Below are 24,423 nucleotides of genomic sequence, written 5' to 3' on the forward strand. Positions count from 1 at the left end.
GACAATCGTGGCGCAGCCTCCCGGGGTTACCGCTTCACGGAAAGGTGATCGGGTCGCGGCCCCTCGCCGCCCATCGTCAGCCGCCAGGCCCGCTCGATCCAGGCGGGATCGACGACATGGCCGCCCGGATGCAGGCAGAGTTCGAGAGGCGCCGTTCCTGCCGCATTCAGCGGCAGGCAGGCGAGCGCGTCCGGGCCGGTGGCGAAGTCCGCCACCGCGACCGCCCTCGCCTGCGGATCGAGAATGGCGAGGCTGCGGAAGACATCCCCCTGGCGGTAGCCGCCGCGCAGGGCCCGGCCGGCGAGCGGCACGGTTGCGTCGGCCGTACCGTGGGTGTGGATCAGCGCCGGCCGCGGCCCGGCGCAGGAGGCGGGCAGCGGCTCCCAGAAGGCGCCGGCGACGGGCGCGAAGGCCCGGAAACGCTCGGGCATGCGGCAGGCGAGATACCAGACCATCGAGCCGCCCTGCGAGAAGCCGCTAGCCATGATCCGGCGGGGATCGATCGGGAAACGCGCGGCGACGTCGTCGAGTACGCGGCCGACAAAGGCGAATTCGTCGCGATGACGGCCCGGCGAGCCGGGATAGGACCAGGTGCGCCCGGCGCCGTCGGGCGCGATCAGGGCGACGCCGAGCCGCGTCGCGAGCGCCCGCAGGCCGGGATCGGCCGCCGTCTCCTCGGCCGAGCCCTGCCAGCCATGGAAGTACATCAGCGCCGCGAGAGGAGCCGCAGGAGCCGCATCGGGCAGGACCAGCCGGTAATGCCCGCCCTCGACCTGGCAGCCCTGCTCGCCCGGGCAGGCCTCGACCGGATCGGCCCGTCCGGGGCCGGCCAGAACAAGGCCGGCGAGAACGAGCCAGAGCGGCCAGCGGCTGATCATCGATCGGCTCCATGGCCGGCCCGCCGATCGCCGGCCGCGCCCGAAACCGACGCTAGCGGCGTTCGGGAGCGACCGCGAGGCCCGCTCGCCGGCTTGTGAGCGGTGGAAAAGTCGTGCAAGGAGAAGATCTGCCTCCCCGTTCCGGACCCCTCACCGCCCGTGTCGCTCGACGATTTCGAAGCCGTGCTGCACCCCGCCTTCATGGCCGGGCTTGAGGGCGACGCCGGCGCCTATCGCCGCTTTCTCGACCTGATCGGAGGGCGCCTGCGCGGCTTCCTCCGCGGCCATCTGGCCCGGGCCGGCCTCGCCGGCGCCGAAGAGGCGGAAGACGTGCTGCAGGAGACGCTGCTGGCGCTGCACCTCTCGCGGCATACCTACGACCCGGCCGTGCCGGTCTCGGCCTGGGCCCATGCGATCGCGCGCTACAAGCTGATCGACCATCTGCGGCGCTCCGGCCGGCATCGCGGTCATCTGCCGATCGACGACGAGGCGCTCGCGCAGCCGGAACCCGGAGGCGCCGCCAGCGACGCGAAACTCGATGTCGAGCGTGCGCTCGCCGCCCTGCCGGAACGCACGCGGACGCTGATCGACCGCGTCAAGCTGCAGGGCGGCAGCCTCGCCGAGGCGGCGCAGGCCACCGGCATGACCGAAAACGCCGCCAAGGTCGCGCTTCATCGCGGTCTCAAGGCGATGGCGAAGGTGCTCAGCCGCCGCGGCACGCGGACCCCATGATCTTTCTTCCCCTGAGCCGCGTAACTTTCTTGTTCCCGCCTTCGAACTCCTTGAACCGCAGCAGGCCCCCGCAGGTTTCGACAGCGCCATGAAAACCGACGATCTCGTCACCCTTCTCGCCAGCGATGCCGGCCCCGTCGCCAGGGCAGGCTTTGCTCGCGCGACGGGTTTGACCGCGCTGGCCGGGCTCGCCGCCTGCTCCGCCGCCGTGCTCTGGATGTTCGGACCGCGGCTCGACCTGGCGGCGGCCGTGATGACGCTGCCCGTTCTCGCCAAATTCGCCCTGGGCGCCTCGGTGGCAGGGCTCTCGCTCATCGCCTTCCAGCGCAGCCTGCGGCCGGGGCGGGCGGCGGGAGGCCTGCTCGGGCTCGTCCTGCTGCCGGTCGCGGCCGTGCTCGCCTGGGCGATTGCCGTGCTGGCGACCCAGCCGATGCCGGCCTGGCCGGCGCTCCTGCTCGGGCGCACCTAGTCCGCCTGCCTTGTGCTGGTCCCGCTCTATGCGCTGCTGCCGCTGGCCGGGCTGTTCGCCCTCGCCCGCCGCGGCGCGCCCGTCCGGCCGCGGCTGACCGGTCTCGCAGCCGGTATCGGCGCGGCGGGGCTGGCCACGGTCGCCTATGCGCTGCACTGCCCGGAGGATGCGGTGCCTTTCCTCGCCACCTGGTATCCGCTCGCGATGGCCGTGGCCGGGGGGCTCGGGGCGCTCGCCGGGCCTCGCCTGCTGCGTTGGTGAGCCCTGCGCCTCAGGGCTTGCGGGCGGAGACGATGAACCGGTCCTGGCTGGCGCGCTCCAGCCGCTGATGCAGCGGCATGAAGCGCCCCTGCGCCCGGTGGATGGCGCGCAGGTCGCGGTCGATCACGACATCGACGAAGCCGGCCTCCACCAGCAGCCGCGCGATCTCCTCCGGCCGGCACCCTCCCGAGAAATAGACGCGCGAGACGATGTCGTCATGCGTCGCCTTGTAAGGCGGCGGCGGCTTCGGTGCCGAGACCATGCGGGCGAGCTTCGCCAGCAGGCGCAGCACCTTGCCGTTACCGGGGCGCGGATTGGTCATGTCGACATCGACGATGGCGACGCGGCCACCGGGCTTCAGCACGCGATGCCATTCGCGGAAGGCGGCCGGCGGGTCGGGCAGCGTCCAGACGAGATGGCGTGTCGCCACCGCGTCGTAGCTGTCGGAGGCCTCCAGCGTGTCCTCGGCGTCGCCCGCATAGAGGCGGATCGGCTTGCCGACCGTCTTGGCCCGGGCACGGGCGAGCATGGCCTCGGACAGGTCGAGCCCGGTGACGGCATAGCCGAGATCGGCCAGCAGCAGGGAGATGACGCCGGTGCCGCTGGCGAGGTCGAGCGCCTTCGCGCCCTGGGGCGGAAGGCCGAGATGGCGCGCGAACAAGGCGAGCCAGGCCTGGCGCTCCGCGACCGAGAAAATCTCGTGGCCGGGCATGGTGTCGAAGGTTTCGGACCGCATCGACCAGAAGTCGCGGATCTCGTCCTTGAGGCTGAGATTATGGTGCAGGGTCGTCATGGCCGGCACGTCCGATGCAGGGCTGTCGGCTGCGAAAACCACGGAAACCCGGGCACCGCAAGCTGTTTCGGCGAAATCAGCCAACTCCAATACGATTACTGCCGAAAACGCTATCGCCGATTTTGTTTGCAATAATTCTAAAAGATAAGACTTGACCCTTTACTGGCGCGGACATACGGACCCGGCCACTTTTCCCGGAGAACGCCCATGTCCCTGCTGCGCGTCCTGCTCGCTGCCGCTACGGTCGCCACCTCGCTATTGGCCGGCGGCGCGCCCGCCCTCGCCGACAAGGTCATGGTCACCGACGTGCTCGGCCGCAAGGTCGAAGTCGAGGCGCCGGTGCAGCGCGTCATCCTCGGCGAGGGGCGCCAGATGTATGTCGTCGCCGCGCTCGACAAGGACGATCCCTTCAAGCGCGTCGTCGCCTGGCGCGACGACCTACCCAAGGCCGATCCCGACAGCTACAAGCAGTATCTGGCGCGCTATCCGCAGGTCGCGAAGCTCCCGAGCTTCGGCGGCATGAAGGAAGGCGCCTTCGACATCGAGCAGGCGATCGCGCTCAAGCCCGATGTGCTGTTCCTCAACATCGAGGCTAAGGTCGCCAGCGACGAGGCGAGCCTGGTCGAGAAGTTGGCCGCAGTCGGCATCCCGGTGGTCTATGTCGACTTCCGCGAGAAGCCCTTCCAGAACACCGAGCCGTCGCTGCGGCTGATGGGCAAGCTCTTCGGCCGGGAGAAGGTCGCCGAGGACTTCATCGCCTTCCGGGCCGCCGAGATCGCCCGCGTCACCGACCGTCTCGCCAAGGTCCAGGGGCTGAAGCGCCCGCTGGTGATGATGGAGCGGGCCGGCGGCTACAGCGACGATTGCTGCATGTCCTTCGGCAACGAGAATTTCGGCAAGATGGTCGACATCGCCGGCGGCAAGAACTTCGCCTCGGACCTGATCCCGGGCACCTTCGGCACGGTCAATCCCGAGGCCGTCGTCGCCGCCAACCCCGACGTCGTGGTCATCACCGGCGGCAACTGGGGCGCCTATGTGCCGGGCGGGGCCTGGGTCGGCCTGGGGCCGGGCAGCGACCTCACCGAAGCGCGCCGCAAGCTGGCGGGCCTCGCCAGGCGGCCGGCCTTCAGCCAGACCAAGGCGGTGAAGGACGGGCGCGTGCACGCCATCTGGCACCAGTTCTACAACAGCCCCTACCAGTTCGTGGCGATCCAGGAGATCGCGACCTGGCTGCATCCAGAGCTGTTCAAGGATCTCGATGCCGAGGCGACGCTGAAGACCCTGCATGAGCGCTTCCTGCCGCTGCCCTACCAGCCGGGCTACTGGGTGACGGTGGAGCGCAAGTGAGCGCGGCCGTCGCAGCCACGGCCCGGCCGGCCCGGCTCGCCTATCGCGCGCTGACGCTGCGGCGGCGGCTGATCCTGCTGGCCATGTTCGGCCTGCTGCTGGCGAGCTTCGTCGTCGATCTGATGCTGGGCCCGGCGCGCTACGACGCCGGCCAGGTGCTGCGCACACTGATGAATCCCTCCGAGGCTCCGGCCGCGTTGCGGGTGGTGATCTGGGACATCCGGCTGCCGGTCGCGCTGATGGCGGTCGTCACCGGGGCGGCGCTCGCGATCGCGGGCGCGCAGATGCAGACGATCCTGAACAACCCTCTCGCCAGCCCCTTCACGCTCGGCATCTCGGCGGCCGCCTCCTTCGGGGCGGCGCTGGCGCTGGTCTTCGGCGTGGCGCTGGTGCCCTTCGCGATCGACTACATCGTGCCGATCAACGCCTTCATCATGGCCATGGGCGCGGCGATGCTGATCCATGTGCTGAGCCAGCAGCGCGGCGTGACGACCGAGACGGTGATCCTGCTCGGCATCGCGCTGGTCTTCACCTTCAACGCGCTGCTCTCGCTGCTGCAGTTCTTCGCCTCCGAGCAGGCGCTGGGCGCCGTCGTGTTCTGGACGATGGGCTCCCTGACCAAGGCGAACTGGCACAAGCTCGGCATCACCACGGCGGTTCTGCTCTTCACCCTGCCCTTCTTCCTGCGCCGGGCGTGGGCGCTGACGACGCTGCGGCTGGGCGACGACAAGGCGGCGAGCTTCGGCATCGATGTGCGCCGCTTACGGCTCGAGATCATGTTGCTGGTCAGCCTGCTCGCCGCCGTCCCGGTTTCCTTCGTCGGCACGATCGGCTTCATCGGGCTCGTCGGCCCGCATATCGCGCGCATGGTGATCGGCGAGGACCAGCGCTTCTTCCTGCCGGCCTCGGCGCTGGCGGGGGCGGCGATCCTCTCGGCCTCCTCGGTGGTCTCGAAGTCGCTGATCCCGGGGCTGATCTTCCCGATCAGCATCGTCACCGCGCTGATCGGCGTGCCGTTCTTCTTCAGCCTGATCATGGCGAGCCGGAAGCGCTCCTGGTGAGGTCCTGATGGTCCAGCTCTCCCTCAGCGGCGTCGGCGTCGCCTATGGCAAGCGCCGCGTCCTCAGCGACGTCGATGCCGCCGATCTGCGCGGCGGCGAGGTTGTGGCGCTGATCGGCGCCAATGCCGCCGGCAAGTCGAGCCTGTTCCGGCGCATCGCGGGGCTCGCCGCCGGGGACGGTACGGTCACGCTCGGCGGAACCAGCCGCGTCGCCGGCCGGACCACGCCGCAATGCTGCTACCTGCCGCAGGATACGGCGGTGAACGCCGTGCTCACGGTCTATGAATCGATCCTGCTCGCGCTCAAGCAGGGCGGGGCCTGGTCGGTCAGCGACGAGGAACTGCGGCGCATCGACGGCGTGCTGCGCGACCTTGAGATCGAGGACCTCGCCTTCCGGGGCCTGGGCGAGCTCTCCGGCGGGCAGCGCCAGCTCGTCTCGATCGCGCAGACGCTGGTGCGCGAGCCGGACGTCCTGCTGCTCGACGAGCCGACCAGCGCGCTCGACCTGCACCGGCAGTTCGAGGTCCTGAGCCTGGTGCGCCGGCTGGCGCGCGAGCGCGGCATGCTGGTGCTGATCTCGATCCACGATCTCAACCAGGCGCTGCGCTTCGCCGACCGGGTGATGGTGCTGGCGCATGCCCGGCTCGTCGCGATGGGCGATCCGCGCGCCATCGTGACGCCGGCCCTGCTCGACGAGGTCTACGGCGTGCGCGCCCGCGTCGAGACACTGCCGGGCGGCGAGCCCTATGTGCTGGTCGAGGGCTCGAGCCGGCAGGCGGCTTGAAGCGGCCCTCGCGCGTCAGGTCCGCGACGGCGGCAGCGGCTCATCCGGCCGGGCGAGGCGACCCTCTTCCGCCTTGTGGACATATTGCGACGCCACCAGCCAGCCCTTGAGCGGTTGCAGCGGCGGAATGCAGGTCAGCAGGATCAGCGGCAGCGTCGTGACCAGATGCACCCAGGTCGGCGGCTGGTAGGCGAGTTCGAGCCAGAGCGGGAAGGCCACAGCCGGCACGCAGACAAACATCATCACAAAGAAGGCCGGACCATCGGCCGGATCGGCGAAGGAATAGTCCAGCCCACAGACCTCGCAGGACGGCCTGATCTTCAGGAAGCCGTCGAAGAGATGGCCCTTGCCGCAGCGCGGACAGCGGCCGCGCAGACCGGTCTGCAGCGGCGACAGGGTCGGCCAATGTTCGCCGGACATCTCGTTCTCCTACGCAGTGCCGCAAAAATGGGCATAGACCCGAGATGGGCGCCATCGCCGCCGAAGGCAATCGTCGTGCGCGCATCGCGGGGCTGCATCATGCAGGTCAGACCGTCGAGATCACGGGAATTGACCACGAAGGGGCCCAAGATGGCCCCTGACGCATGCAAACGAGACGGTTTGCCGCAGCCGGCTCAGATGTGGATGGCGTGGCCGAGCGCCTTGAGCGCCGCCTCCTGGAAGCCCTCGCCCTGCGTCGGATGGGCGTGGATCGTGCCGGCGACATCCTCCAGCGTCGCCGCCATTTCCAGCGCGAGCCCGAAAGCGGTGGCGAGCTCGGAGACGCCGCAGCCGACGGCCTGGATGCCGAGCACCAGCCCGTTCTGCGCCTGGGCGACGATGCGGACGAAACCCTGCTCGCCGTCGCGGGTCATGGCCCGGCCATTGGCGGCGAAGGGGAACTGGCCGATCCGTACCTCCTGCCCTGTGCGCCGCGCCTCCTCGGGCGAGAGGCCGACCGAGACGATCTCGGGGTCGGTGAAGCAGACGGCGGGGATGGCGCGCTTGTCCCAGGCGCGCGGCAGGCCGGCGGCGATCTCGGCCACCATCTCGCCCTGTGCCATGGCACGGTGCGCCAGCATCGGCTCGCCGGTGACGTCGCCGATGGCGAAGATGCCACGCATCGAGGTCTCGCAGCGGTCGTTGATGCGGATGAAGCGGCCGTCCCGATCCAGCACCAGCTCCTCCAGCCCGAGGCCTTCGGTGGCCGGCGCCCGGCCGACGGTGACGAGGATTTTGTCGGCGGGGATGCGGCGCTCCTGCCCGTCGGCGGTCTCGACCAGCAGCGCGTCGCCCGCGGGCGCGATGCCGCGCGCCTTGGCGCCGAGCAGGACCTCGATGCCGAGCGCGGTCAGCCGCTTCGCGACGGGCGCGGTCAGCTCCGCATCGTAGAGCGGCAGGATGCGGGCTTGCGCCTCGACGATGGTGACCTTGCTGCCGAGCTTGGCGAAGGCGATGCCGAGTTCGAGCCCGATATAGCCGCCGCCGACGACGGCGAGACGCTGCGGGACTTCCGCAAGGGACAGCGCCTCGGTCGAGGAGATCACCGCCCCCCCGAAGGGCAGGAAGGGCAGCTCCACCGGCACGGAGCCGGTGGCGATGACGACGCGCTCGGCACGGATCACCTTCGGGCCGGTTTCGGTCTCGACCACGACGGTCTTGCCGTCGCGGAAGCGGGCGCGGCCTTGGACGATCTTGACCTTGGCCTTGCGCAACAGGCCGCCGACGCCGTTGTTGAGGCGGCCGACGATGCCGTCCTTCCAGGCGACAGCCTTGGCGAAGTCGAGCGCGGGCGCACCCCCCGTCAGGCCGAAGGGCGTCCGGCCGGCGGCGGCGTGGGCGGCCTTCTCGTACTCCTCGGCGACATGGATCATCGCCTTGGAGGGGATGCAGCCGACATTGAGGCAGGTGCCGCCGAGCTTGCCGGCCTCGACGATGACGGTGTCGAGGCCGAGCTGCCCGGCGCGGATGGCGCAGACATAGCCGCCGGGCCCGGCGCCGATGACGAGCAGCTTGCAGGTGATCTCGGTCATGGGCGGCCTCTCCGGTGCCGGGTCCCGGCGTCATTCGATGCTCCGTCCGTCATTGCGAGCGAAGCGAAGCAATCCAGGAGCGGCAGCACTCGACGCCCCCCTGGATTGCTTCGCTGACGCTCGCAATGACGGGGAGCGGAGTGCTTGACGAACATCCGCACCGCATCAGACATCGATGAACAGCGTCGCCGGGTTCTCCAGCAGCTCCTTCAGCCGCTGGACGAAAACCGCCGCGTCCCAGCCGTCGACGACGCGGTGGTCGAAGCTCGACGACAGGTTCATCATCTTGCGCGGGACGAAGGTCGTGCCGTCCCAGACCGGGCGGACCATCATCTTGTTGACGCCGACGATGGCGACCTCCGGGTGGTTGATCACCGGCGTCGTGGCGATGCCGCCCATCGCGCCGAGCGAGGTGATGGTGATGGTCGAGCCGGTGAGCTCGTCGCGGGTGGCGGTGCCGTCGCGGGCGCGCTCGGCGATGCGGTTCAGCTCCAGCGCGCAGCCGAAGATGTCGCGCGCCTCGGCATGCTTCACCACGGGCACCATCAACCCGCCCGGCGTCTGCGTCGCGATGCCGAGATGGATGCCGGCATGCTGGCGCACGATGCCGGCCTCGTCGTCATAGAGCGCGTTGAGATTGGGCTGCTCGGCCAGCGCCTTGACCATGGCGCGCATCAGGAAGGGTAAAAGCGTCAGCTTCGGGCGCTCGGGCGTCGGCTTTCTGTTGAGGACGGCGCGCAGATCCTCCAGCGCCTGGACGTCGACCTCCTCGACGATGGTGATGTGCGGGATGCGCGCTTTCGACAGCGCCATCTTCTCGGCGATCTTGCGCCGGAGGCCGACGACCTTGACCTCGCTGACGGCGCTCTTCTCCGCGAGGCCGGGCTTGCGCTCGGTCTCCGGTCCGCGCAGCAGGAAGGCGTCGAGATCCTCGTGCAGGATGCGTCCGGCCGGGCCGGTGCCTGCGACCTGGCGCAGATCGACGCCGGCCTCGCGGGCCTTGAGCCGCACCGCCGGAGACGCCAGCGGCGTTTCGCCCGGCGCGCGTCGCGGCAGGGCCGGAGCGGAGGCGGAGGCGCCCGCCAGCGCCTTGGCGGGGCGGGGCACGGTCATGGCCTGAGGGGGAGCGTCCGCCGTCTCGGGCTGGCGGGGCGCCGGCGCGGCCGGCGCCTGTGCTGCGGGGGCCTCCGCAGTCTGTTCCGGAGCGGCGTCCTCGGCCGCCGTTTCAGTCGCCCCGCCCTCGCCCGCGACTTCGAGCCGGACCAGCGCCGAGCCGATCGCGACCGTGTCGCCGATCTCGGCGCCGATCCAGGTGACCTTGCCGTCGACGGGGGCCGGGATCTCGACGGTCGCCTTGTCGGTCATCACGGCGGCGATGAGATCGTCCTCGCGGATGATGTCGCCGATCTTGACGTGCCACTCGACCAGCTCGGCCTCGGCGATGCCCTCCCCGACATCGGGGAGCTTGATGATGCGCTCGGCCATCAGCGGCTCTCCATGATCTCGCGCAGCGCCTGGCCGACGCGGGCGGGGCCGGGGAAATAGGCCCATTCCTGGGCATGGGGATAGGGCGTGTCCCAGCCGGCGACGCGGCGCACCGGCGCCTCGAGATGGTAGAAGCAGGTTTCCTGGACGAGCGCGGCCAGCTCGGCGCCGAAACCCGAGGTCAGCGTCGCCTCGTGCAGCACCATGCAGCGGCCGGTCTTGGCGACGGAGGCCGTGATGGCGTCGAGGTCGAGCGGGACGAGGGTGCGCAGATCGATGACCTCGGCATCGATGCCGGTCTCCTCCGCGACGGCTTCCGCGACATGGACCATCGTGCCGTAGGTGAGAATCGTGCAGGCGGAGCCCTCGCGGCGGATCGCGGCCTTGCCGAGCGGGAGGACAAAATGCCCCTCGGGCACCTCGCCGAGCTCATGCTTCGACCAGGGCGTGACGGGGCGGTCGTGGTGGCCGTCGAAGGGGCCGTTGTAGAGGCGCTTGGGCTCGAGGAAGATCACCGGGTCGGGGTCCTCGATCGCGGCAATCAGCAGGCCCTTGGCGTCGTAGGGGTTGGACGGCACCACGGTCTTCAGGCCCGAGACATGGGTGAAGAGGGCTTCCGGGCTCTGGCTGTGGGTCTGGCCGCCGAAGATACCGCCGCCGGTCGGCATGCGGATCACGATCGGGCAGGTGAAATCGCCATTCGAGCGGTAGCGCAGGCGCGCCGCTTCCGAGACGATCTGGTCATAGGCCGGATACATGTAGTCGGCGAACTGGATCTCGATGCAGGGGCGCAGGCCATAGGCCGCCATGCCGATCGCCGTGCCGACGATGCCGGCCTCGCTAATGGGCGCATCGAAGCAGCGGCTGACGCCGTATTTCTGCTGGAGCCCATGAGTGCAGCGGAAGACGCCGCCGAAGAAACCGACATCCTCGCCATAGACGACGACGTTCTCGTCGCGACCCATCGAGACGTCCATGGCGGAGCGGATCGACTCGATCATCGTCATGCGCGGCATGGCGTCAGACTCCGAGTTGCTGGCGCTGGCGGCGCAGATGCGGCGGCAGCTCGGCATAGACGCCCTCGAACATGTCGCGCGCCGAGGGCTTGCCGCCGGAATGCAGCGTGCCGAAGCGCTCGGCCTCCTTCTGCGCCGCGATCACCGTCTCCAGGATCTCGGCCTCGGTCTGCTTGTGGCGCTCCTCGCTCCAGGCGCCGATCGCGATCAGATGCTCCTTCAGCCGCAGCAGCGGGTCGCCGAGCGGCCAGCCGTCCGACTCCTGCTTGGGGCGATAGGCGGAGGGGTCGTCCGAGGTCGAATGCGCGCCGGCGCGGTAGGTGACGTATTCGATCAGCGTCGGGCCGAGATTGCGGCGGGCCCGCTCGATCGCCCATTGCGCCACGGCATAGGTGGCGAGGTAGTCGTTGCCGTCGACGCGCAGGGCCGGAATGCCGAAACCGAGGCCCCGCGCCGCGAAGGTGCCGGAGCCGCCGCGCGCGATGCCCTGGAAGGTCGAGATCGCCCACTGGTTGTTGACGACGTTGAGGACGACGGGGGCCTTGTAGGTCGAGGCGAAGACGAGCGCGGCGTGGAAATCCGATTCCGCCGTCGAGCCATCGCCGACCCAGGCGGCGGCGATCTTCGTGTCGCCCTTGATCGCCGAGGCCATCGCCCAGCCGACGGCCTGGACGAATTGCGTGGCGAGATTGCCGGAGATCGAGAAGAAGCCGTGCTGCTTCGAGGAATACATGATCGGGAGCTGCCGCCCCTTCAGCGGGTCGCGCTCGTTGGAGTAGATCTGGCACATCATGTCGACGAGCGGGTACTCGTCGGCGATGAGAAGCCCCGCCTGGCGGTAGGTCGGGAAGTTCATGTCGCCGGGCCGAAGTGCGATCCGGAAGGCGCAGCTCACCGCCTCCTCGCCGGTGTGCTGCATGTAGAAGGAGGTCTTGCCCTGGCGCTGGGCCATCTGCATGCGGGCGTCGAAGCTGCGCAGCGTCATCATGTGACGCAGGCCCCGGATCAGATCCTCCTGGCTGAGATCGGGCACCCAAGGGCCGACCGCCTGCCCCTCGCGATTCAGCACGCGGATGATCGAATAGGCGAGGTCCCGGATCGCCTTCGGATCGACGTCGACCGGCGGGCGCTCGACCGAGCCGGCCTTGGGGATCACGACATGGGAGAAATCCGGCTGCTCGCCCGGGCGGGAGGCCGGCTGCGGCACGTGAAAGCGAAGGGGTGTGTCGGTCATGCGCTCCGTCCCTGATCCGCCATATCGTCCGGTCGGCCAGCATTCCGCCGTCCGGCCCGGACGGCAAGCCGTCCGTGTTGGCGGGGCTTTGGTCGCGAGCGGCGACGCATCCCTCTTGGCGTCAGGCTAGCGCGGGGCTCGCGGAGATTCCTGTCGAAATCAGTTGCGTCCGGAACCGTCTGCGGAAATATCTTCCGACTTCTACCCACAGTGCAGGATGATGTTCCGTGATACCGCGCAACCGCCGGAGCGATGAACCGGACGCCACCGATCTGCGGATTCTCTCCGCCCTGCAGGAGGATGGCCGTCTGACCGTCAATGCGCTGGCGGAGAAGGTTGGGCTGTCGCCCTCGCCCTGCTGGACGCGGGTGAAGCGGCTGGAGGAGAGCGGGGCAATCGAGAAATATGTCGCCGTGCTCGACCAGAAGGCGCTGGGTTTCGGCAATGTCGTCTTCGTCGAGATCACGCTCGACAAGCATGACGACAAGATCCTCGATCATTTCGGCGAAGCGCTGACACGGATTCCGGAGGTGGTCGAGGCCTATCTCGTCACCGGCGAATACGATTACCTCGTCAAGGTCGTGGTCAGCGGCACCGACCATTACGAGCGCTTCCTGCGCGAGATGCTCTACCGCATCCCCGGCATCCGCCAGACGCGCACGACCTTCGGCCTGCGCACGCTCAAGCGCGCGATCTCGATCGATCCGTTGAAGATGCCGCGGACTTGAGGGGATTGAACCCGCCCCGACCCGCCAGGTCGTCCCGGGCTTGACCCGGACCCATTCCGGAACCTCTCCGTCAGCGCTCCGGAATGGATCCCGGATCTCCGCTGCGCTGCGTCCGGGATGACGCGCGTTCGGGTCGGACAAGAACGTGCCCGCTATCCCAGCACGAACCCCTCATCCGCAGCCGCCAGCGCCACCGCCGCTTCGAGGTCCGGCGCGGCGGCGGCATGGATGGTGAAGAGCCCCTCGCCCGCCGTCACATCGTCGCCCACAGCGCGCAGCAGGTCGATGCCGGCGCTCTTGTCGAAGGGCGCGCCGGCGCGGCGCGCGATGCCGGCGATGCGCCAGCCGTCGATCTCGCTGATGCGCCCGGCGCGGGTGGCGCGCATGGTGTGGCTCAGGGCGGCGGGCTTCGCGACGATGTCGCGGCGTCCCTGCGCCGCGACGATGCCGTCCAGCGCCGCGCGCGCCGCGCCCGAGGCCAGGAGTTCGGCCGCCCGGGCGCGACCCGCTACCGCTGAGCCGATCGCCGGGTCCCAGGCCAGGATGCGGCCGGCGAAGTCGAGCGCCTTCTCGCGCAGATCGGCCGGGGCCTGCGCATCGCCCTCCAGCACCCAGAGCACGTCGCGGACCTCGAGCGCCGGCCCGATGCCCCGCCCGATCGGCCCGGCGCCGCAGGTGGCGACCGCCTCGACCTGCAGGCCGACGGAACGCCCGACGCTCTCAAACAGCGCGCCGAGTTCGCGTGCCTCCGCCTCGCTGTGGAGCTTAGCGCGGCGGCCATAGGGCAGGTCGACCACGACATGGGTCGAGCCGGCGGTCAGCTTCTTCGAGATGATCGAGGCGACCGACCAGCGGTTGGAATCGATGCCCAGCGGGCGCGTGATCGCGTTCATCACGTCGTCGACGGCGGAGTGGTTGAGGCGGCCATTCCAGGCGATGCAGGCGCGCGCCTGGGCCACCGTGCGGCGGACATCGTCCTCCGTCAGGTCGACCCTGGCCAGAACCTCCATCGCGTCGGCGGTGCCCGCGGCCGAGGTGATGGCGCGCGAGGAGGTCTTGGGCATGGCGAGCCCATGGGCGGCGACGATCGGCGCGACGATCAGCGTGATGCGGCTGCCCGGAATGCCGCCCATCGAGTGCTTGTCGACGACGATCGGCTCGTCCCAGCGCAGCGGCGTCGAGAAGCCGGCGCGGACGCTCGCCAGCGCCGCGACCTCGGCATCGCTGAGCGAGCGCGTCGCAGCGACGAGGAAGGCGGAGATCTCGCCCTCCGGGTAGCGACCCTCGACGATGTCCCGAAGCAGCATGGCGTAGTCGGCGGCGCCGAGTTCGGCGCCCTGGATCTTGGCGCGCAGCGCATCGCGGCTGTGCTGCGGCGGGGTGCGTGTCAGCGTGATCTCGCTGCCTTCGGACAGGCCAAGCTGCGCGAAGGCCTCGCGCGACAGCCCGATCTCGTGAGGCTCCAGCAGCCAGCCGGCCTCCACGACGTTGACCCGCGCGCGGATGCTGCGGCGTGTCCCGTCCGCGGCGATCGGCCCGGCGACGTCGACCTTGCCCGGCCCGTCGAAGTCCGCGACGCCGATCACGCTGTCGCGCGGCAGATAGGCGATGCTGTCGCGCCAGCCGTCGATCGGGACGGGCTTCAGGGACAGGCGGCGTGTGGCGGCGTCGATGGCAGCGAGGAAATGCTCGATGCCCTCCTCGACGGTGCCATCGTTGGAGACGGTGATGGTCTCGATGCCGTCCGGCCATTGCGGCGGCTTGCGGGCGAGCCGCGCGGCGATGTCGTCCGCCGTCTCGCGTCCTCGGGAGGCGAGACGACGGGCGAGCGTCTCGGGGGAGGCGGTGACGTTGATGATGATCAGCCGCGGCACGGCGCCGGCGAGCGTCTCCAGCACCCCGCGCGAGCCATTGGCGACGATGTGCCGGCCGGCGGCGAGTTCGTCCCGCAGCGAAGCGCGCAGCCCGTAATGCAGACCATGCGCCTGCCAGGACACTAGAAGGCCGCCGGCAGCCGCGAGCGCCGCGAAGCCGGCCTCGTCGATCGCCTCGTGATCCTCACCGCCGGCATCGGCCGGACGGGTGATCAGGCGCCGCGCGAAGCCGAAGCGCTCGCCCTGCACCAGGACCCGCCTCGCCCCGTCCATCAGGGTATCCTTGCCGGCCCCGCTCGGCCCGACGACGACGAAGAGGATGCCTGGCCGCATGGAGGTTTCGTCGCCTTCAGGCCTCGTCGAGGCCGATATCGACGGCGGGCGCCGACTGGGTGATCTTGCTGGTCGAGATGTAGTCGACGCCCGTCTCGGCGATGGCGCGGATGGTCTCGTAGCGGATTCCACCCGAGGCTTCGAGCTTGGCGCGGCCGGCGACATAGGCGACCGCCTCCTTCATCTCCGGCACCGGCATGTTGTCGAGCATGATCACGTCGGCACCGGCGGCGACGGCCTCGCGGACCTGCTCCAAACGGTCGCACTCGACCTCGAGCTTGGTCAGGACGGGCAGCTTGCGCCGCGCGCGCTCGACCGCCTGGGCGATGCCGCCGCAGACGGCGATGTGGTTGTCCTTGATCATCACGCCGTTATCGAGCCCGAGGCGGTGATTCAGCCCGCCACCGCAGGCGACCGCATGCTTCTCCAACATGCGCAGGCCGGGCGTGGTCTTGCGGGTGTCGATCAGCCGGGCGTTCGTGCCCTTGATGATGTCGACATAGCGGGCCGTCTCGGTCGCGATGCCGGAGAGCCTCTGGACGATGTTGAGCGCCGTGCGCTCGGCGGTGAGGATGCCCTGGGCCGGCCCCTCGACGAGGATCAGCGTCGCGCCCTTCTCGACGCGGTCGCCATCGGCGGCCTCGACCTTGACCGAAAGCCGGGGCTCGTAGCGGGAAAAGACGCTGGCGGCGACGTCGATGCCGGCCAGCACCATCGGTTCACGGGCGTTCATGCGGAAGGCGCCGGTCTCGTCCGGCTCGATCATGAGCTGGACCGTGAGGTCGCAGGCGCCGATATCCTCGCTCAGCCAGAGGTCGATCAGCCGCTGCGTGGTGAAACGGTCATACATGCTCAGCCCCTGCCGCGCGCTCCGCCCGCCTTCGCGGGCATCGCCATGGGAGCGAATAGCATGGATGGCCCGATCTCATGACTGTTTGCACACCAACGATGCGAAGTGGGTTCCGACGTGTCAAGCAGGGATTCGGTGACAGGCTGATGACGGCAGGGGGCTTGATGGGTGAGCCCGCGAATTCGGCGTACCAAGCCCAGTTTTCGTCTGAGAGTTGCAAATTTTTGCTGCAGCGCACGCCCTGTTTTCGATCGTCGGACAGCATTGACAAGCCATATGCACACCAACAAACTCATCCTCGTGCTACGCAAGACAGCATTCGACAAGGCGGCTTGAAGCCGCCGGGGAACGGCAGCTACGTCAGATCGTCGGCCGATCCGATCGGCCGGCACCATGCGGTTGCGCGGCCCGCCTGCGGGCGCGCCCGACACGAGGCCGGGAGGGTGACCATGAAGAGACTGGGATTGGCATCGCTGGTGGCGGGTGCGCTCGCCCTTGGCGCGGGTCTTGCGGCGGCACAGACCGCTCCGGCGAAGAAGATCACCCTGACCGGCGGCTCGGTCGGCGGCGCCTGGAGCGCGATCGGCAACGCCATCGGCGAGACGATCCGGCGGGAATCCCCCGGCGTCGCCTTTGGTTACGAGCCCGGCCGCGAGGCAGCCAACATCCAGCTCGTCTCGACCGGCAAGGTCGAGCTCGGCATCGCCCACGCCCAGCTGGTGAAGCGCGCGCAGGCCGGTGAGGAGCCTTTCAAGGCGCCGGTCACGAACCTCCGCGCGATCGCCCTGATCGACCCGCAGGCGGCGGTGCAGATCCTCGTCCGCGAAGATGCCGGCATCGAGAGCTTCGAGAGCATCCTCGCCGCCAAGAAGCCGGTCCGCGTCGCGCTCAACCAGCGCGGCACGCTGATGGCGGTGACCGGCGAAGAGGTGTTCAAGGCCTATGGCATCAGCGCCAAGGACATCGAGTCCTGGGGCGGGCGCATCCACCATGTCGACTACAATGCCGGCCTGGAGATGATGAAGAACGGCCAGGCCGACATCATCATCAACATGCTCGCCTTCCCGTCGGGGCAGATCAACAGCGCCACCCGCGAGATGAAGGTCAAGATGCTCGGCATTTCGCCGGAGGCCAGCGCCAAGCTCGGCGCGCTGCTCGGCACGGCGCCGATCACCGTGCCGGCCGGGACCTACGCCTTCCAGCCCGCGGCGGTGTCGACCATCACCGGCAGCGTCGTGCTCTTCGCCTCGGCCGAGATGAAGAACGAGGATGCCGCCCTGATCGCCGACGGGATGATCAAGCATTTCGACTATCTGCGGCAGGCGCATGCGATGATGGCCCGGCTCGAGCCGGTCAACCTGACGCAGACCGCGCCGCTGGCGCTGCATCCCGGCGCCGAGGCCGCCTATCGGAAAGCCGGCCTGCTGAAGTGAGGCCCGCAGCGTCGCTCCCGTTCCACCGCCGAGAGAACGAGGTGTCGCCATGCTCGCCCTGCTGAAGCTGATCGCACCGGGACGGTCCCGCCAGCTCGGCACGCCGGAGCAGTGGACGGTGCACGTCATCGGCGTGTCGGCGGCGGTGCTGCTGATCGCAATTTCCTTCGGCTGGTACATCAAACGCGAGATCGCCCTGTTCCTCTTCCTCGGCGCGGTGCTGTCGCTGGCCTTCCTGACGACGACGGCCAATCCGCTGCGGCCGACCGGACGCTCCACCCCCTCCTGGTGTCTGGTCGCGCTCTCGCTAGGGTCCTGCGGCTATTTCGTCTGGATGCAGCCGGTGCACGAGATGCGGCTGCCGATGATCGACGAACTCTCGACCGCCGACATCGCCGCCTCGATCGTGCTGATCGCGCTGGTGATGGAGGCGACGCGGCGCTGCATCGGCATGATCCTCGTCGTGCTGGTCGCGACCTTCCTGGCCTATGCGATCTTCGGCAACCGACTCACGGGCTCCTTCGCGCATCGCGGCTTCAGCACGCAGGAGATCGTCGACCATCTCGTCTTCTCGACCAACGGGCTGTTCGGCCCGGCGCTCGAGGTCGCGGCCTTTCTCGTCGTCGTCTTCGTCGTCTTCGGCGCGTTGCTGGACCGCATCGGCGGGGCCGACTTTTTCTACGACATCGCCAACAGCCTCGTCGGCAAGCAGGTCGGCGGGGCGAGCAAGGTCGCCGTGGTCTCGTCGGGCCTCTACGGCTCGATCTCGGGCTCGCCGACGGCCGACGTCGTCACCACGGGATCGTTCAGCATCCCGCTGATGATCCGCACCGGCACGAGCCGGACCTATGCGGGCGCCATCGAATCGGCGGCCTCGACGGGCGGCGCCCTGTTGCCGCCGGTGATGGGCTCGGCCGCCTTCCTGATGACGGACTTCACCGGCATTCCCTATGCCACGATCGCGCTGTCGGCGCTCATCCCGGCCCTGCTCTACTACCAGTCGGTGTTTCTCGCGGCGCATTTCAAGGCGCATCGCGACGGGCTCCAGCCGATGTCGGAGGGCGAGACGCCGTCGATCCTCGCCGTCTTGCGGCGCGACTGGGCCTATCTCGTGCCGATCGGCCTGCTCGTCTGGGGCGTGCTGAGCCTGAACCGGCCCGCCTTCGCGGGCGCGCTCGCCTGCGCCGCCCTCGTGCCGGTCGCCGTGCTGCGTCACCCTGATCCGGTCCGGCTCGTCAAGACGCTGTTCTTCGGCCTGAGCGACGGCATGCGCGGGATGATCGGCGTCGGGGTCGCCTGCGCCATCGCCGGTCTCGTCGTCGGAACGCTCTCGATGACGGACCTCACCGGCAAGATCAGCTCCGGCCTGTTCCACATGTCCGGCGGCAGCCCGATCCTGACCATCCTCGTCTCCGCCTTCGTGATCATCGTGCTCGGCATGGGCATGCCGACCCCGGCGGTCTATGCGCTCTCGGCGGTGCTGGCGGCGCCGGCGCTGATCGCGCTCGGCGTCGCGGTGCTGCCGGCGCATCTCTTCATCGTCTACATCGCCTCGATGTCCGCGATCACGCCGCCGGTGGCGGTGGCGGCCTTCGCGGCGGCCTCGATCGCCAAGGCCAATCCGGTGCTGATCGCGGTGGTCGCCTGCCGGATCGCGATGGTCGCCTTCCTCCTGCCCTTCGTCTTCATGTACCAGCCGGCCCTGCTGCTGATCGGATCACCCGCCCAGATCCTGATTTCGGTCGGCACCGCGATCCTCGGTGTGCTGGCGCTCAACGCGGCGATCGAGGGCTACTTCATGATCAGGCTGGACGGGCTGAAGCGGGTGCTGCTGTTTCTCGCCGGCGTCGGCCTGTTCCTGCCCATCCCGAGCACCGAGATCGCAGGCGCGCTGCTGCTGTCGGCGACCACCGCGTGGCTCTGGTCGACTCGCCGGTCGGCGCCGCGCGCCCGTCCCGCGTGACCGTCGCGCTCAATGGCCGAGGTCGCGCGCGACGCGAAATCCGGCGACCTGATCGCGGATGCCGGGCTCGCTGACGATCCTTGAATCGAGCCTCCGCGCCGCCGGCGGATCGGCCCAGGAGCCGCCGCGCAGGATGCGCCCCTCCTCCTCGCGGCAGACCGGCGGCGGGAAGGGCTGGCCCGGCACCGAAGGGTCGGGCGGGCAGGTGTCGACCCATTCCCAGAGATTGCCGCTGAGATCGGACAGGCCCCAGGGGCTCGCCGCGAAGCGGCCGACCGGCGCCGTGGTGCGGAAGCCGTCACGGCAGGGGGCAACCGTCCAGGAGGGCATCGCCTGCTTCGCGGTCTCGTCGGCGCCATTACCGATGGCGCAAAGGCGCGCCGGATCGGCCATGTCCTTCGCCGAGGAAGCCGCGACATGGTGCCATTCGGGGTCGGTCAGCAGCCGGTAGCGCTGGCCGGTGCGCTTGGACAGCCACGCGACATAGGCTTTGGCATCGCCATGGCTGACGCAGGCCACGGGCTCGTCGTCGCCCTGCGGGTAGCCGGGATCCTGCCAGGACAGGGTCGGATCCAGCTTCCAGACCGGCGCCCGGACATGGCAGCCGAGATCGACGACATGGCCGGATTGCTGCATGAAGGCCTTATATTGCGCCCGCGTCACCTCGAAGCGGCCGACGGCGAAGGGCTGGGCCAGCGCGACCTCGACGATCCGCGGCGTCGTGCCCGTCCGGAGCTCCATGCGGACATCGCCTTCGGGCACCAGCACCAACTCCGGACAATCCGCGCAATCGCGGAAGCCCTCGCCGCCGCCCGGCTTCAGCCAGATCCGCTGGCCGCCCGCGGCGAGATCGACGAAGCCGAGCTGCGCCAGCCGCGCCGTGATCCGGGCCTTCTCGACGCCAGCCGCCAGAAGCTCGAGCAAGGCGGCCCGGTCGGTGGTGGCCGCGATGCGCGCGGCCATGTCGGCGCCGGCATCGCGGGGCGGGGCCACAGGCGCCAGCTTCAGCGTGGGCAGGGCCGAGGCGGGGCCGGGCTGAGGGCCCGTCTGCGCCGCGACCGGAGCCGCCAGTGCCAGGCCCGCCGCAGCGACTGCGACTTCGAGAAGGGCCCGCCGGCCTGCCGCCGGCGCTGGGGCGGAGGGCCGGGCGGTCATGCGCAGGGCGCGGTCTTGAACTCGACGCGGCGGTCGACCGCCGTGCTGGCATCGTCCCGCGGCAGGCCGACCAGCGTCTCGCGGAAGCCGACACCGGTGGCCCGCAGCCGCTGCGACATGCCCGGCGCCTGGGAACTCATCAGCCCGGCGATGCGCTCCGCCCGCTCGCGGGAGAGCCTGTCGTTGAGGGTCTCGGGGCCGGTGCGGCTGGCATGGCCGACGACCTCGAGGCAGACGCCGGCCCGCGTCGCCCGCATCGCGATCTCGCGCAGCCAGGCGGGGTAGCTCGCCGAGAGCTTGCGGTCGGCGTTGAAGGCGGTGGAGTTCGGCTCGAACAGGAACTTCACGCCGAGCCGGCCGAGGCTGAAGCCGCGCTCGACCATCTGGCCGAAGGTCTCATCCGCCGCGCCGGTCTCGCCGAGCGCGGCGTAGGAGAGGTAGAGCCCGTTCAGCACGCGCAGCTGGTCGCCGCCGGGCTGGGCCTGCGCCTCGCGGTAGAGATCGCGGGCGCGGCGATGGTCGCCGGCCTCGTAGGCCGCGCCGGCCTCGCGGATGCGGGCGGCCGCACCGAGCTGGTCGAGATAGGCCGGCGAGACCGGCGTACCCGGCTGCGAGCGCTGGCAGGCCTCGATATAGGCGCGCGTGGCGGCATCCAGCCCCCAGACCGGCGAGTCGGCATGGGAAGCGGCCGGTGCGATATCGACATCGCCGACGGTGGAGCGGGCGACGCTGCGGGCATAGACCGTCTTGGCCTCGCGCTCGACCAGGGCGAAGCAGATCCAGAAGGCGTCGCGATCACCGCCGGGCTGGCCGGCATTGTTGATGGTGTTGAAGGTGCCGATGAAGACGAAGCGGGCCTTGGCGACATTCTCGGGCGTGAAGGCGAGGACCTTCACATGGGGATAACGCTCGGCCACCAGTTCGGCGATGCGCCGGTCGAAGCCGCGCGTTGCCGCCGACTGGATGCCGGTGATACCGTCGATGAGGGGGTCGATGACCATCGTGACCTCGCCGCCGCCGGCGGGGAGTTTGGCGAAGAGATCGGTCGCCGCCTTCATGAACGCCTGTTCGAGCGGCAGCAGAGCCGGCGCCCGCGCCGCGGCGACGGGGTGGGCGATGGCGGCAGGGGCGCTGCCGACCGCGGCGAGCCCGAGCATGACGGCGGTGGTGACGGAACGCAGGGTCATGCGGCGGCTCCGGCGAGGCCTGTCGCCGCCCTGCTCCCCAGCCGGATCGCGACGAAGGTCGATCGAGTGCTGAACCATAGCGTCAACTCCTTTTTCGGGACAATCCTCTCCATGCGGTGAGGATCGGCATGAGCTGATCCTGCGCCACTCTCGGTCCGATGACTGTTCCAGGCGGAACAGCGACCGGGCGGACGCTGCGGCAGCCGCCCCGTCAGGCCGGCGAAAACACCGGGACGGGGCCTATTCCCCGCAGATCGACCTCGGCGAGCCGCCGCAGCCGGACGGGATCGCAGCGTGCCGCCGCGGCCGGACCGACGCAGATCGACGAGCCGAGCTCCTTGTTGAGCGCCTCGAGCCGCGCGGCCATGTTCACCGCCTCGCCATGGGCGGTGTAGTCGAGCTTGGCGCCGAAGCCGACGTCGCCGACGATGGCGAAGCCGGTCTCCAGCCCCTGCCGCGTGCGGCCGAGGCCGATCGCGGCGGCGGGACCGCTCGCCCGGTACGCTTCCGTCCAGGCGAGAATCGCGACGGCACAGTCCAGTGCGCGGCGCGGATGGTCCTCGAGGTCGAGCGGCGCGTTGAAGAGTGCGTGGACCGCGTCGCCGACGAGCTTGTCGACCATGCCGCCATGCTCGCCGACGATGCGGGTGACGCCCTCGAAATAACCGTCCAACACCGCGACGAGCTGTTCCGGCCCGGCCTCGCGGGTGGTGCGGGTGAAGCCCTCGATGTCCGTGAAGAGGGCGGTGACCTCGCGTCGCTCGCCGCTCAGCCTGAGGCTGTTCGGGCTCGCGACGATGCGCTCGACCACGCCCGGCGCCAGATGCTGCTCGAAACGGCGGCGCAAGCGGCTCTCGCGCCAGCGCGCTTCGGAAAATCCCGCGAGCGAGGCGGCGAGAAAGGCCAGCAGCGCCGCCGCCACAGCCGGCGTCGGATCGATCAGCCAGTCGGCGCGGGCGAGAAGAGCGCTGCCGAGGATGAGTGCGGCAACCAGCATCGCCATCGCGAGGGCTGCCGGCAGCGGGCCGAGGCGACGGGCGACGACGACCGCGCCTGCGATGGACAGCACCGCCAGCGCCATCTCCCAGAGGGTGGCCCCGGCCGGCCGTAAGGGGACGATGCCGGCGGCGAGCTGGCGCAGGGCCTGGAGCTGGAGAAGGGCGGAAGGGGTGAGCGGATCCTGCGCGCTCGCCCGCAGCGCCCCGAGTTCGGGCGCGCTGCCGCCGATGACGACGACGGCTCCGGCGAGCGAGGCGAGATCGGCCCCGCCCTGCAGCAGGGCCGAGGCGGGGATGACGGGAAGCGGGGCTGCCACAGGCAGCAGCCGCAGCATCCCGTCCGGCGGCAGGGGCCGGCTGACCGCGCCGAAGGTCAACCGCGGCGGATCCGCCGAGAGCAGATAGCCCGAGGCGCCTGCCGCCACGCGTGCGGCTTCCAAGGCCAGCCCGGGCCGCAGCTCGCCGCCCGCTCCAACGAAGAGCGGGACGCGCCGCACCAGACCATCCGCGTCGCCCGGCAGGGACAGCGTGCCCGCGCCCGCCGCGGCCGCCGCGAGCCTCGGTGGCGGGCCGCTCGCGCCGGCCTCTCGCCAGAGCCCATCCAGCGACACGCCTTCGCGCAGCAGCACCGGCACCGGCGCGAGCGCATCGGCGCCGCGTGGATCGAGCACCCAGCCGAGGACGACCGGGCCCGCGGCGATGGCGGTGGCGAGAGCCCGATCTCCGTCCGTCAGGGTGGGGGCGAGCGCGGCGATCTCGGCGCGGCCGGTGGCTTCGGCGAGCCGGCGGGCGAGTGCCGCCGGCGAGCGCTCGTCCTCCCCCGCCAGCAGGATGTCGATAGCGACGGCGGCGGGCCTGGCGGCCGTGACTTCCGCGACCAGTCGCGCCAGCGTCTCGCGGGGCCAGGGCCAGGGGCCGACCGCATCCAGGCTCGTGTCGTCGATGGCGACGAAGGCTATACGGGTCTCGGGCGTGGCCGGGCGCCACGGGGCACTCGCGTCCAGCGTCAGGTCGAAGACGCGCTCCCGCAAGCCGTCGCGCCAGGCGGAAGGCGCCGTCTGCGCCAGCAGGAGCACGGCCAATCCCGCCAGCAGGCCGGCGAAGACGGGCCTGGACGGCCGCAGCCGGCTCTCAGCCATCGCCCGTTCCGGCCGCTCGGGCGAGAAGATCGGGGTCGCAGAAGAGACGGTCGGCCGTGCGGCGGATGGCGCCGGCCTGTTCGAGCGCGCCGAGCGCCGCATTCACCTTGGGCCGGCTGGCACCGAGCAGCTGCGCCAGCTCGCCCTGCGAGAACGCCACGTCGAGCGGCACGCGCTTGCCGGGCGCGGCACGGCGCCCGGCGAGCCCCACCAGCAGGAAGCGCGCGAGCCGCGCCTCGATCGGGTAGAGCGCGATGCCTTCCAGCTGGTCGGTGGTCTGGCGCAGGCGGCGGCAGAGGAAGGCGATGATCCCGGCCGAGAGTTCGGGATGGCGCGCCCTGAGCTGGTCGAGCGCCGCCCGGCGCAGGGACAGGGCCAGGACCGGCGTGATCGCCACGGCGTCGGCGCTGCGGGTTCCGCCATCGAGAACCGCGATCTCGCCGAGCAGTTCGCCGCGCGCGGCGTGGCGCATGCTGAGCTCGCGGCCTTCCTCGGTCGTGACGGACAGGCGCACGCGTCCCTCCGCAACGAGGAGAAGACGGTCCCCCGGCTCGCCGCGGGCGAACAGCATCTGGCCGGCCTCGAAGCGCTGCTCGCGGAACTCGGCGGCGCAGTCGAGCAGCGCCTGCGGCGGCAGCCCGGCAAAGAAGCCGGCCTCGCCCAGCATGGCCGCGATGGCGGAGGACTCCAT

At 70.2% G+C, this 24,423-nt stretch carries 20 protein-coding genes and 1 pseudogene; 8 read left to right on the forward strand and 13 right to left on the reverse strand.

Going from position 1 to position 24,423, the window contains the following annotated elements; genetic code table 11:
• Nucleotides 1-26: 26 nt before the first annotated feature.
• On the reverse strand, nt 27-878 hold the full coding sequence (locus AX750_RS01075) for an alpha/beta fold hydrolase (RefSeq protein ID WP_066722506.1): 852 nt from the start codon (nt 876-878) through the stop codon (nt 27-29).
• A gap of 159 nt (nt 879-1,037) precedes the next feature.
• On the opposite strand from AX750_RS01075, the gene AX750_RS01080 reads away from it, so the two are divergent.
• Both AX750_RS01080 and AX750_RS26775 read left to right on the forward strand, forming a co-directional pair.
• Nucleotides 1,038-1,610: a sigma-70 family RNA polymerase sigma factor gene (locus AX750_RS01080; protein ID WP_245282273.1), complete on the forward strand. Its 573-nt coding sequence runs from the start codon at nt 1,038-1,040 to the stop codon at nt 1,608-1,610.
• 88 nt (nt 1,611-1,698) lie between these two features.
• Nucleotides 1,699-2,340: pseudogene (locus AX750_RS26775) on the forward strand (DUF1109 domain-containing protein).
• Nucleotides 2,341-2,350: 10 nt separating this feature from the next.
• Here the strand turns inward: AX750_RS26775 and AX750_RS01095 are convergent.
• The gene (locus tag AX750_RS01095) at nt 2,351-3,133 is read right to left on the reverse strand and encodes a class I SAM-dependent methyltransferase (protein WP_066722513.1); all 783 of its coding nucleotides are present in this window, start codon (nt 3,131-3,133) and stop codon (nt 2,351-2,353) included.
• 216 nt (nt 3,134-3,349) lie between these two features.
• Here AX750_RS01095 and AX750_RS01100 point away from each other — a divergent pair, with 216 nt between their 5' ends.
• From AX750_RS01100 to AX750_RS01110, 3 genes are read left to right on the forward strand one after another with little or no spacing between them, the layout of a single operon-like run.
• A complete protein-coding gene (locus AX750_RS01100; protein ID WP_066722685.1) occupies nt 3,350-4,480 on the forward strand; it encodes an ABC transporter substrate-binding protein in 1,131 nt (376 codons plus the stop codon).
• On the forward strand, nt 4,477-5,541 hold the full coding sequence (locus AX750_RS01105) for an iron ABC transporter permease (protein WP_066722516.1): 1,065 nt from the start codon (nt 4,477-4,479) through the stop codon (nt 5,539-5,541). Before AX750_RS01100 ends, AX750_RS01105 begins: the two co-directional genes overlap by 4 nt.
• A gap of 7 nt (nt 5,542-5,548) precedes the next feature.
• Nucleotides 5,549-6,325 carry an ABC transporter ATP-binding protein gene (locus AX750_RS01110; protein ID WP_066722528.1) on the forward strand — a complete coding sequence of 259 codons (777 nt, stop codon included), beginning with the start codon at nt 5,549-5,551 and terminating at the stop codon, nt 6,323-6,325.
• Between the two features lie 15 nt (nt 6,326-6,340).
• On the opposite strand, the gene AX750_RS01115 is transcribed toward AX750_RS01110, so the two are convergent.
• The 5 genes from AX750_RS01115 to AX750_RS01135 all read right to left on the reverse strand — a co-directional run bounded on the left by AX750_RS01115 (nt 6,341) and on the right by AX750_RS01135 (nt 12,072).
• Complete coding sequence (locus AX750_RS01115) at nt 6,341-6,745, reverse strand: DUF983 domain-containing protein (RefSeq protein ID WP_066722531.1); 405 nt, start codon at nt 6,743-6,745, stop codon at nt 6,341-6,343.
• A gap of 194 nt (nt 6,746-6,939) precedes the next feature.
• Nucleotides 6,940-8,337, reverse strand: coding sequence for a dihydrolipoyl dehydrogenase (gene lpdA, locus AX750_RS01120; RefSeq protein ID WP_066722533.1), 1,398 nt, complete (start codon nt 8,335-8,337; stop codon nt 6,940-6,942).
• A gap of 165 nt (nt 8,338-8,502) precedes the next feature.
• On the reverse strand, nt 8,503-9,822 hold the full coding sequence (locus AX750_RS01125; protein WP_066722535.1) for a dihydrolipoamide acetyltransferase family protein: 1,320 nt from the start codon (nt 9,820-9,822) through the stop codon (nt 8,503-8,505).
• Nucleotides 9,822-10,838, reverse strand: coding sequence for an alpha-ketoacid dehydrogenase subunit beta (locus tag AX750_RS01130; RefSeq protein ID WP_066722688.1), 1,017 nt, complete (start codon nt 10,836-10,838; stop codon nt 9,822-9,824). Before AX750_RS01130 ends, AX750_RS01125 begins: the two co-directional genes overlap by 1 nt.
• A 4-nt stretch (nt 10,839-10,842) precedes the next feature.
• Nucleotides 10,843-12,072, reverse strand: a complete 1,230-nt coding sequence (locus tag AX750_RS01135; RefSeq protein WP_066722537.1) for a 3-methyl-2-oxobutanoate dehydrogenase (2-methylpropanoyl-transferring) subunit alpha — start codon at nt 12,070-12,072, stop codon at nt 10,843-10,845.
• A gap of 227 nt (nt 12,073-12,299) precedes the next feature.
• On the opposite strand from AX750_RS01135, the gene AX750_RS01140 reads away from it, so the two are divergent.
• Complete coding sequence (locus AX750_RS01140; protein ID WP_066722539.1) at nt 12,300-12,800, forward strand: Lrp/AsnC family transcriptional regulator; 501 nt, start codon at nt 12,300-12,302, stop codon at nt 12,798-12,800.
• A 152-nt stretch (nt 12,801-12,952) separates the two neighbouring features.
• Here the strand turns inward: AX750_RS01140 and phnN are convergent, their stop codons facing one another.
• The gene (gene phnN / locus AX750_RS01145; RefSeq protein ID WP_066722541.1) at nt 12,953-15,007 is read right to left on the reverse strand and encodes a phosphonate metabolism protein/1,5-bisphosphokinase (PRPP-forming) PhnN; all 2,055 of its coding nucleotides are present in this window, start codon (nt 15,005-15,007) and stop codon (nt 12,953-12,955) included.
• A gap of 16 nt (nt 15,008-15,023) precedes the next feature.
• Nucleotides 15,024-15,857 carry a carboxylating nicotinate-nucleotide diphosphorylase gene (gene nadC, locus AX750_RS01150; RefSeq protein WP_066722544.1) on the reverse strand — a complete coding sequence of 278 codons (834 nt, stop codon included), beginning with the start codon at nt 15,855-15,857 and terminating at the stop codon, nt 15,024-15,026.
• Between the two features lie 449 nt (nt 15,858-16,306).
• Here nadC and AX750_RS01155 point away from each other — a divergent pair, with 449 nt between their 5' ends.
• Both AX750_RS01155 and AX750_RS01160 read left to right on the forward strand, forming a co-directional pair.
• Nucleotides 16,307-17,290: a TAXI family TRAP transporter solute-binding subunit gene (locus tag AX750_RS01155; RefSeq protein WP_197426659.1), complete on the forward strand. Its 984-nt coding sequence runs from the start codon at nt 16,307-16,309 to the stop codon at nt 17,288-17,290.
• A gap of 49 nt (nt 17,291-17,339) precedes the next feature.
• Entirely contained in the window at nt 17,340-19,253 is a 1,914-nt protein-coding gene (locus tag AX750_RS01160) for a TRAP transporter fused permease subunit (protein ID WP_066722555.1), read from the forward strand.
• Between the two features lie 9 nt (nt 19,254-19,262).
• Here AX750_RS01160 and AX750_RS01165 read toward each other — a convergent pair whose 3' ends face one another.
• The 4 genes from AX750_RS01165 to AX750_RS01180 form a co-directional block, all read right to left on the reverse strand.
• Nucleotides 19,263-20,408, reverse strand: coding sequence for an SUMF1/EgtB/PvdO family nonheme iron enzyme (locus AX750_RS01165; protein ID WP_066722558.1), 1,146 nt, complete (start codon nt 20,406-20,408; stop codon nt 19,263-19,265).
• Nucleotides 20,405-21,595 carry a hypothetical protein gene (locus tag AX750_RS01170; RefSeq protein WP_066722562.1) on the reverse strand — a complete coding sequence of 397 codons (1,191 nt, stop codon included), beginning with the start codon at nt 21,593-21,595 and terminating at the stop codon, nt 20,405-20,407. Before AX750_RS01170 ends, AX750_RS01165 begins: the two co-directional genes overlap by 4 nt.
• 211 nt (nt 21,596-21,806) lie before the next feature.
• Nucleotides 21,807-23,732, reverse strand: a complete 1,926-nt coding sequence (locus tag AX750_RS01175) for an adenylate/guanylate cyclase domain-containing protein (protein WP_066722565.1) — start codon at nt 23,730-23,732, stop codon at nt 21,807-21,809.
• Nucleotides 23,725-24,423 (reverse strand): Crp/Fnr family transcriptional regulator, encoded by a 699-nt coding sequence (locus tag AX750_RS01180; RefSeq protein ID WP_066722568.1) that lies wholly within the window; start codon nt 24,421-24,423, stop codon nt 23,725-23,727. Before AX750_RS01180 ends, AX750_RS01175 begins: the two co-directional genes overlap by 8 nt.

Origin of the sequence: Methylobacterium sp. CCH7-A2, assembly GCF_001557075.1 — a bacterium.
Classification (GTDB): Bacteria; Pseudomonadota; Alphaproteobacteria; order Rhizobiales; family Beijerinckiaceae; genus Allobosea; species Allobosea massiliensis.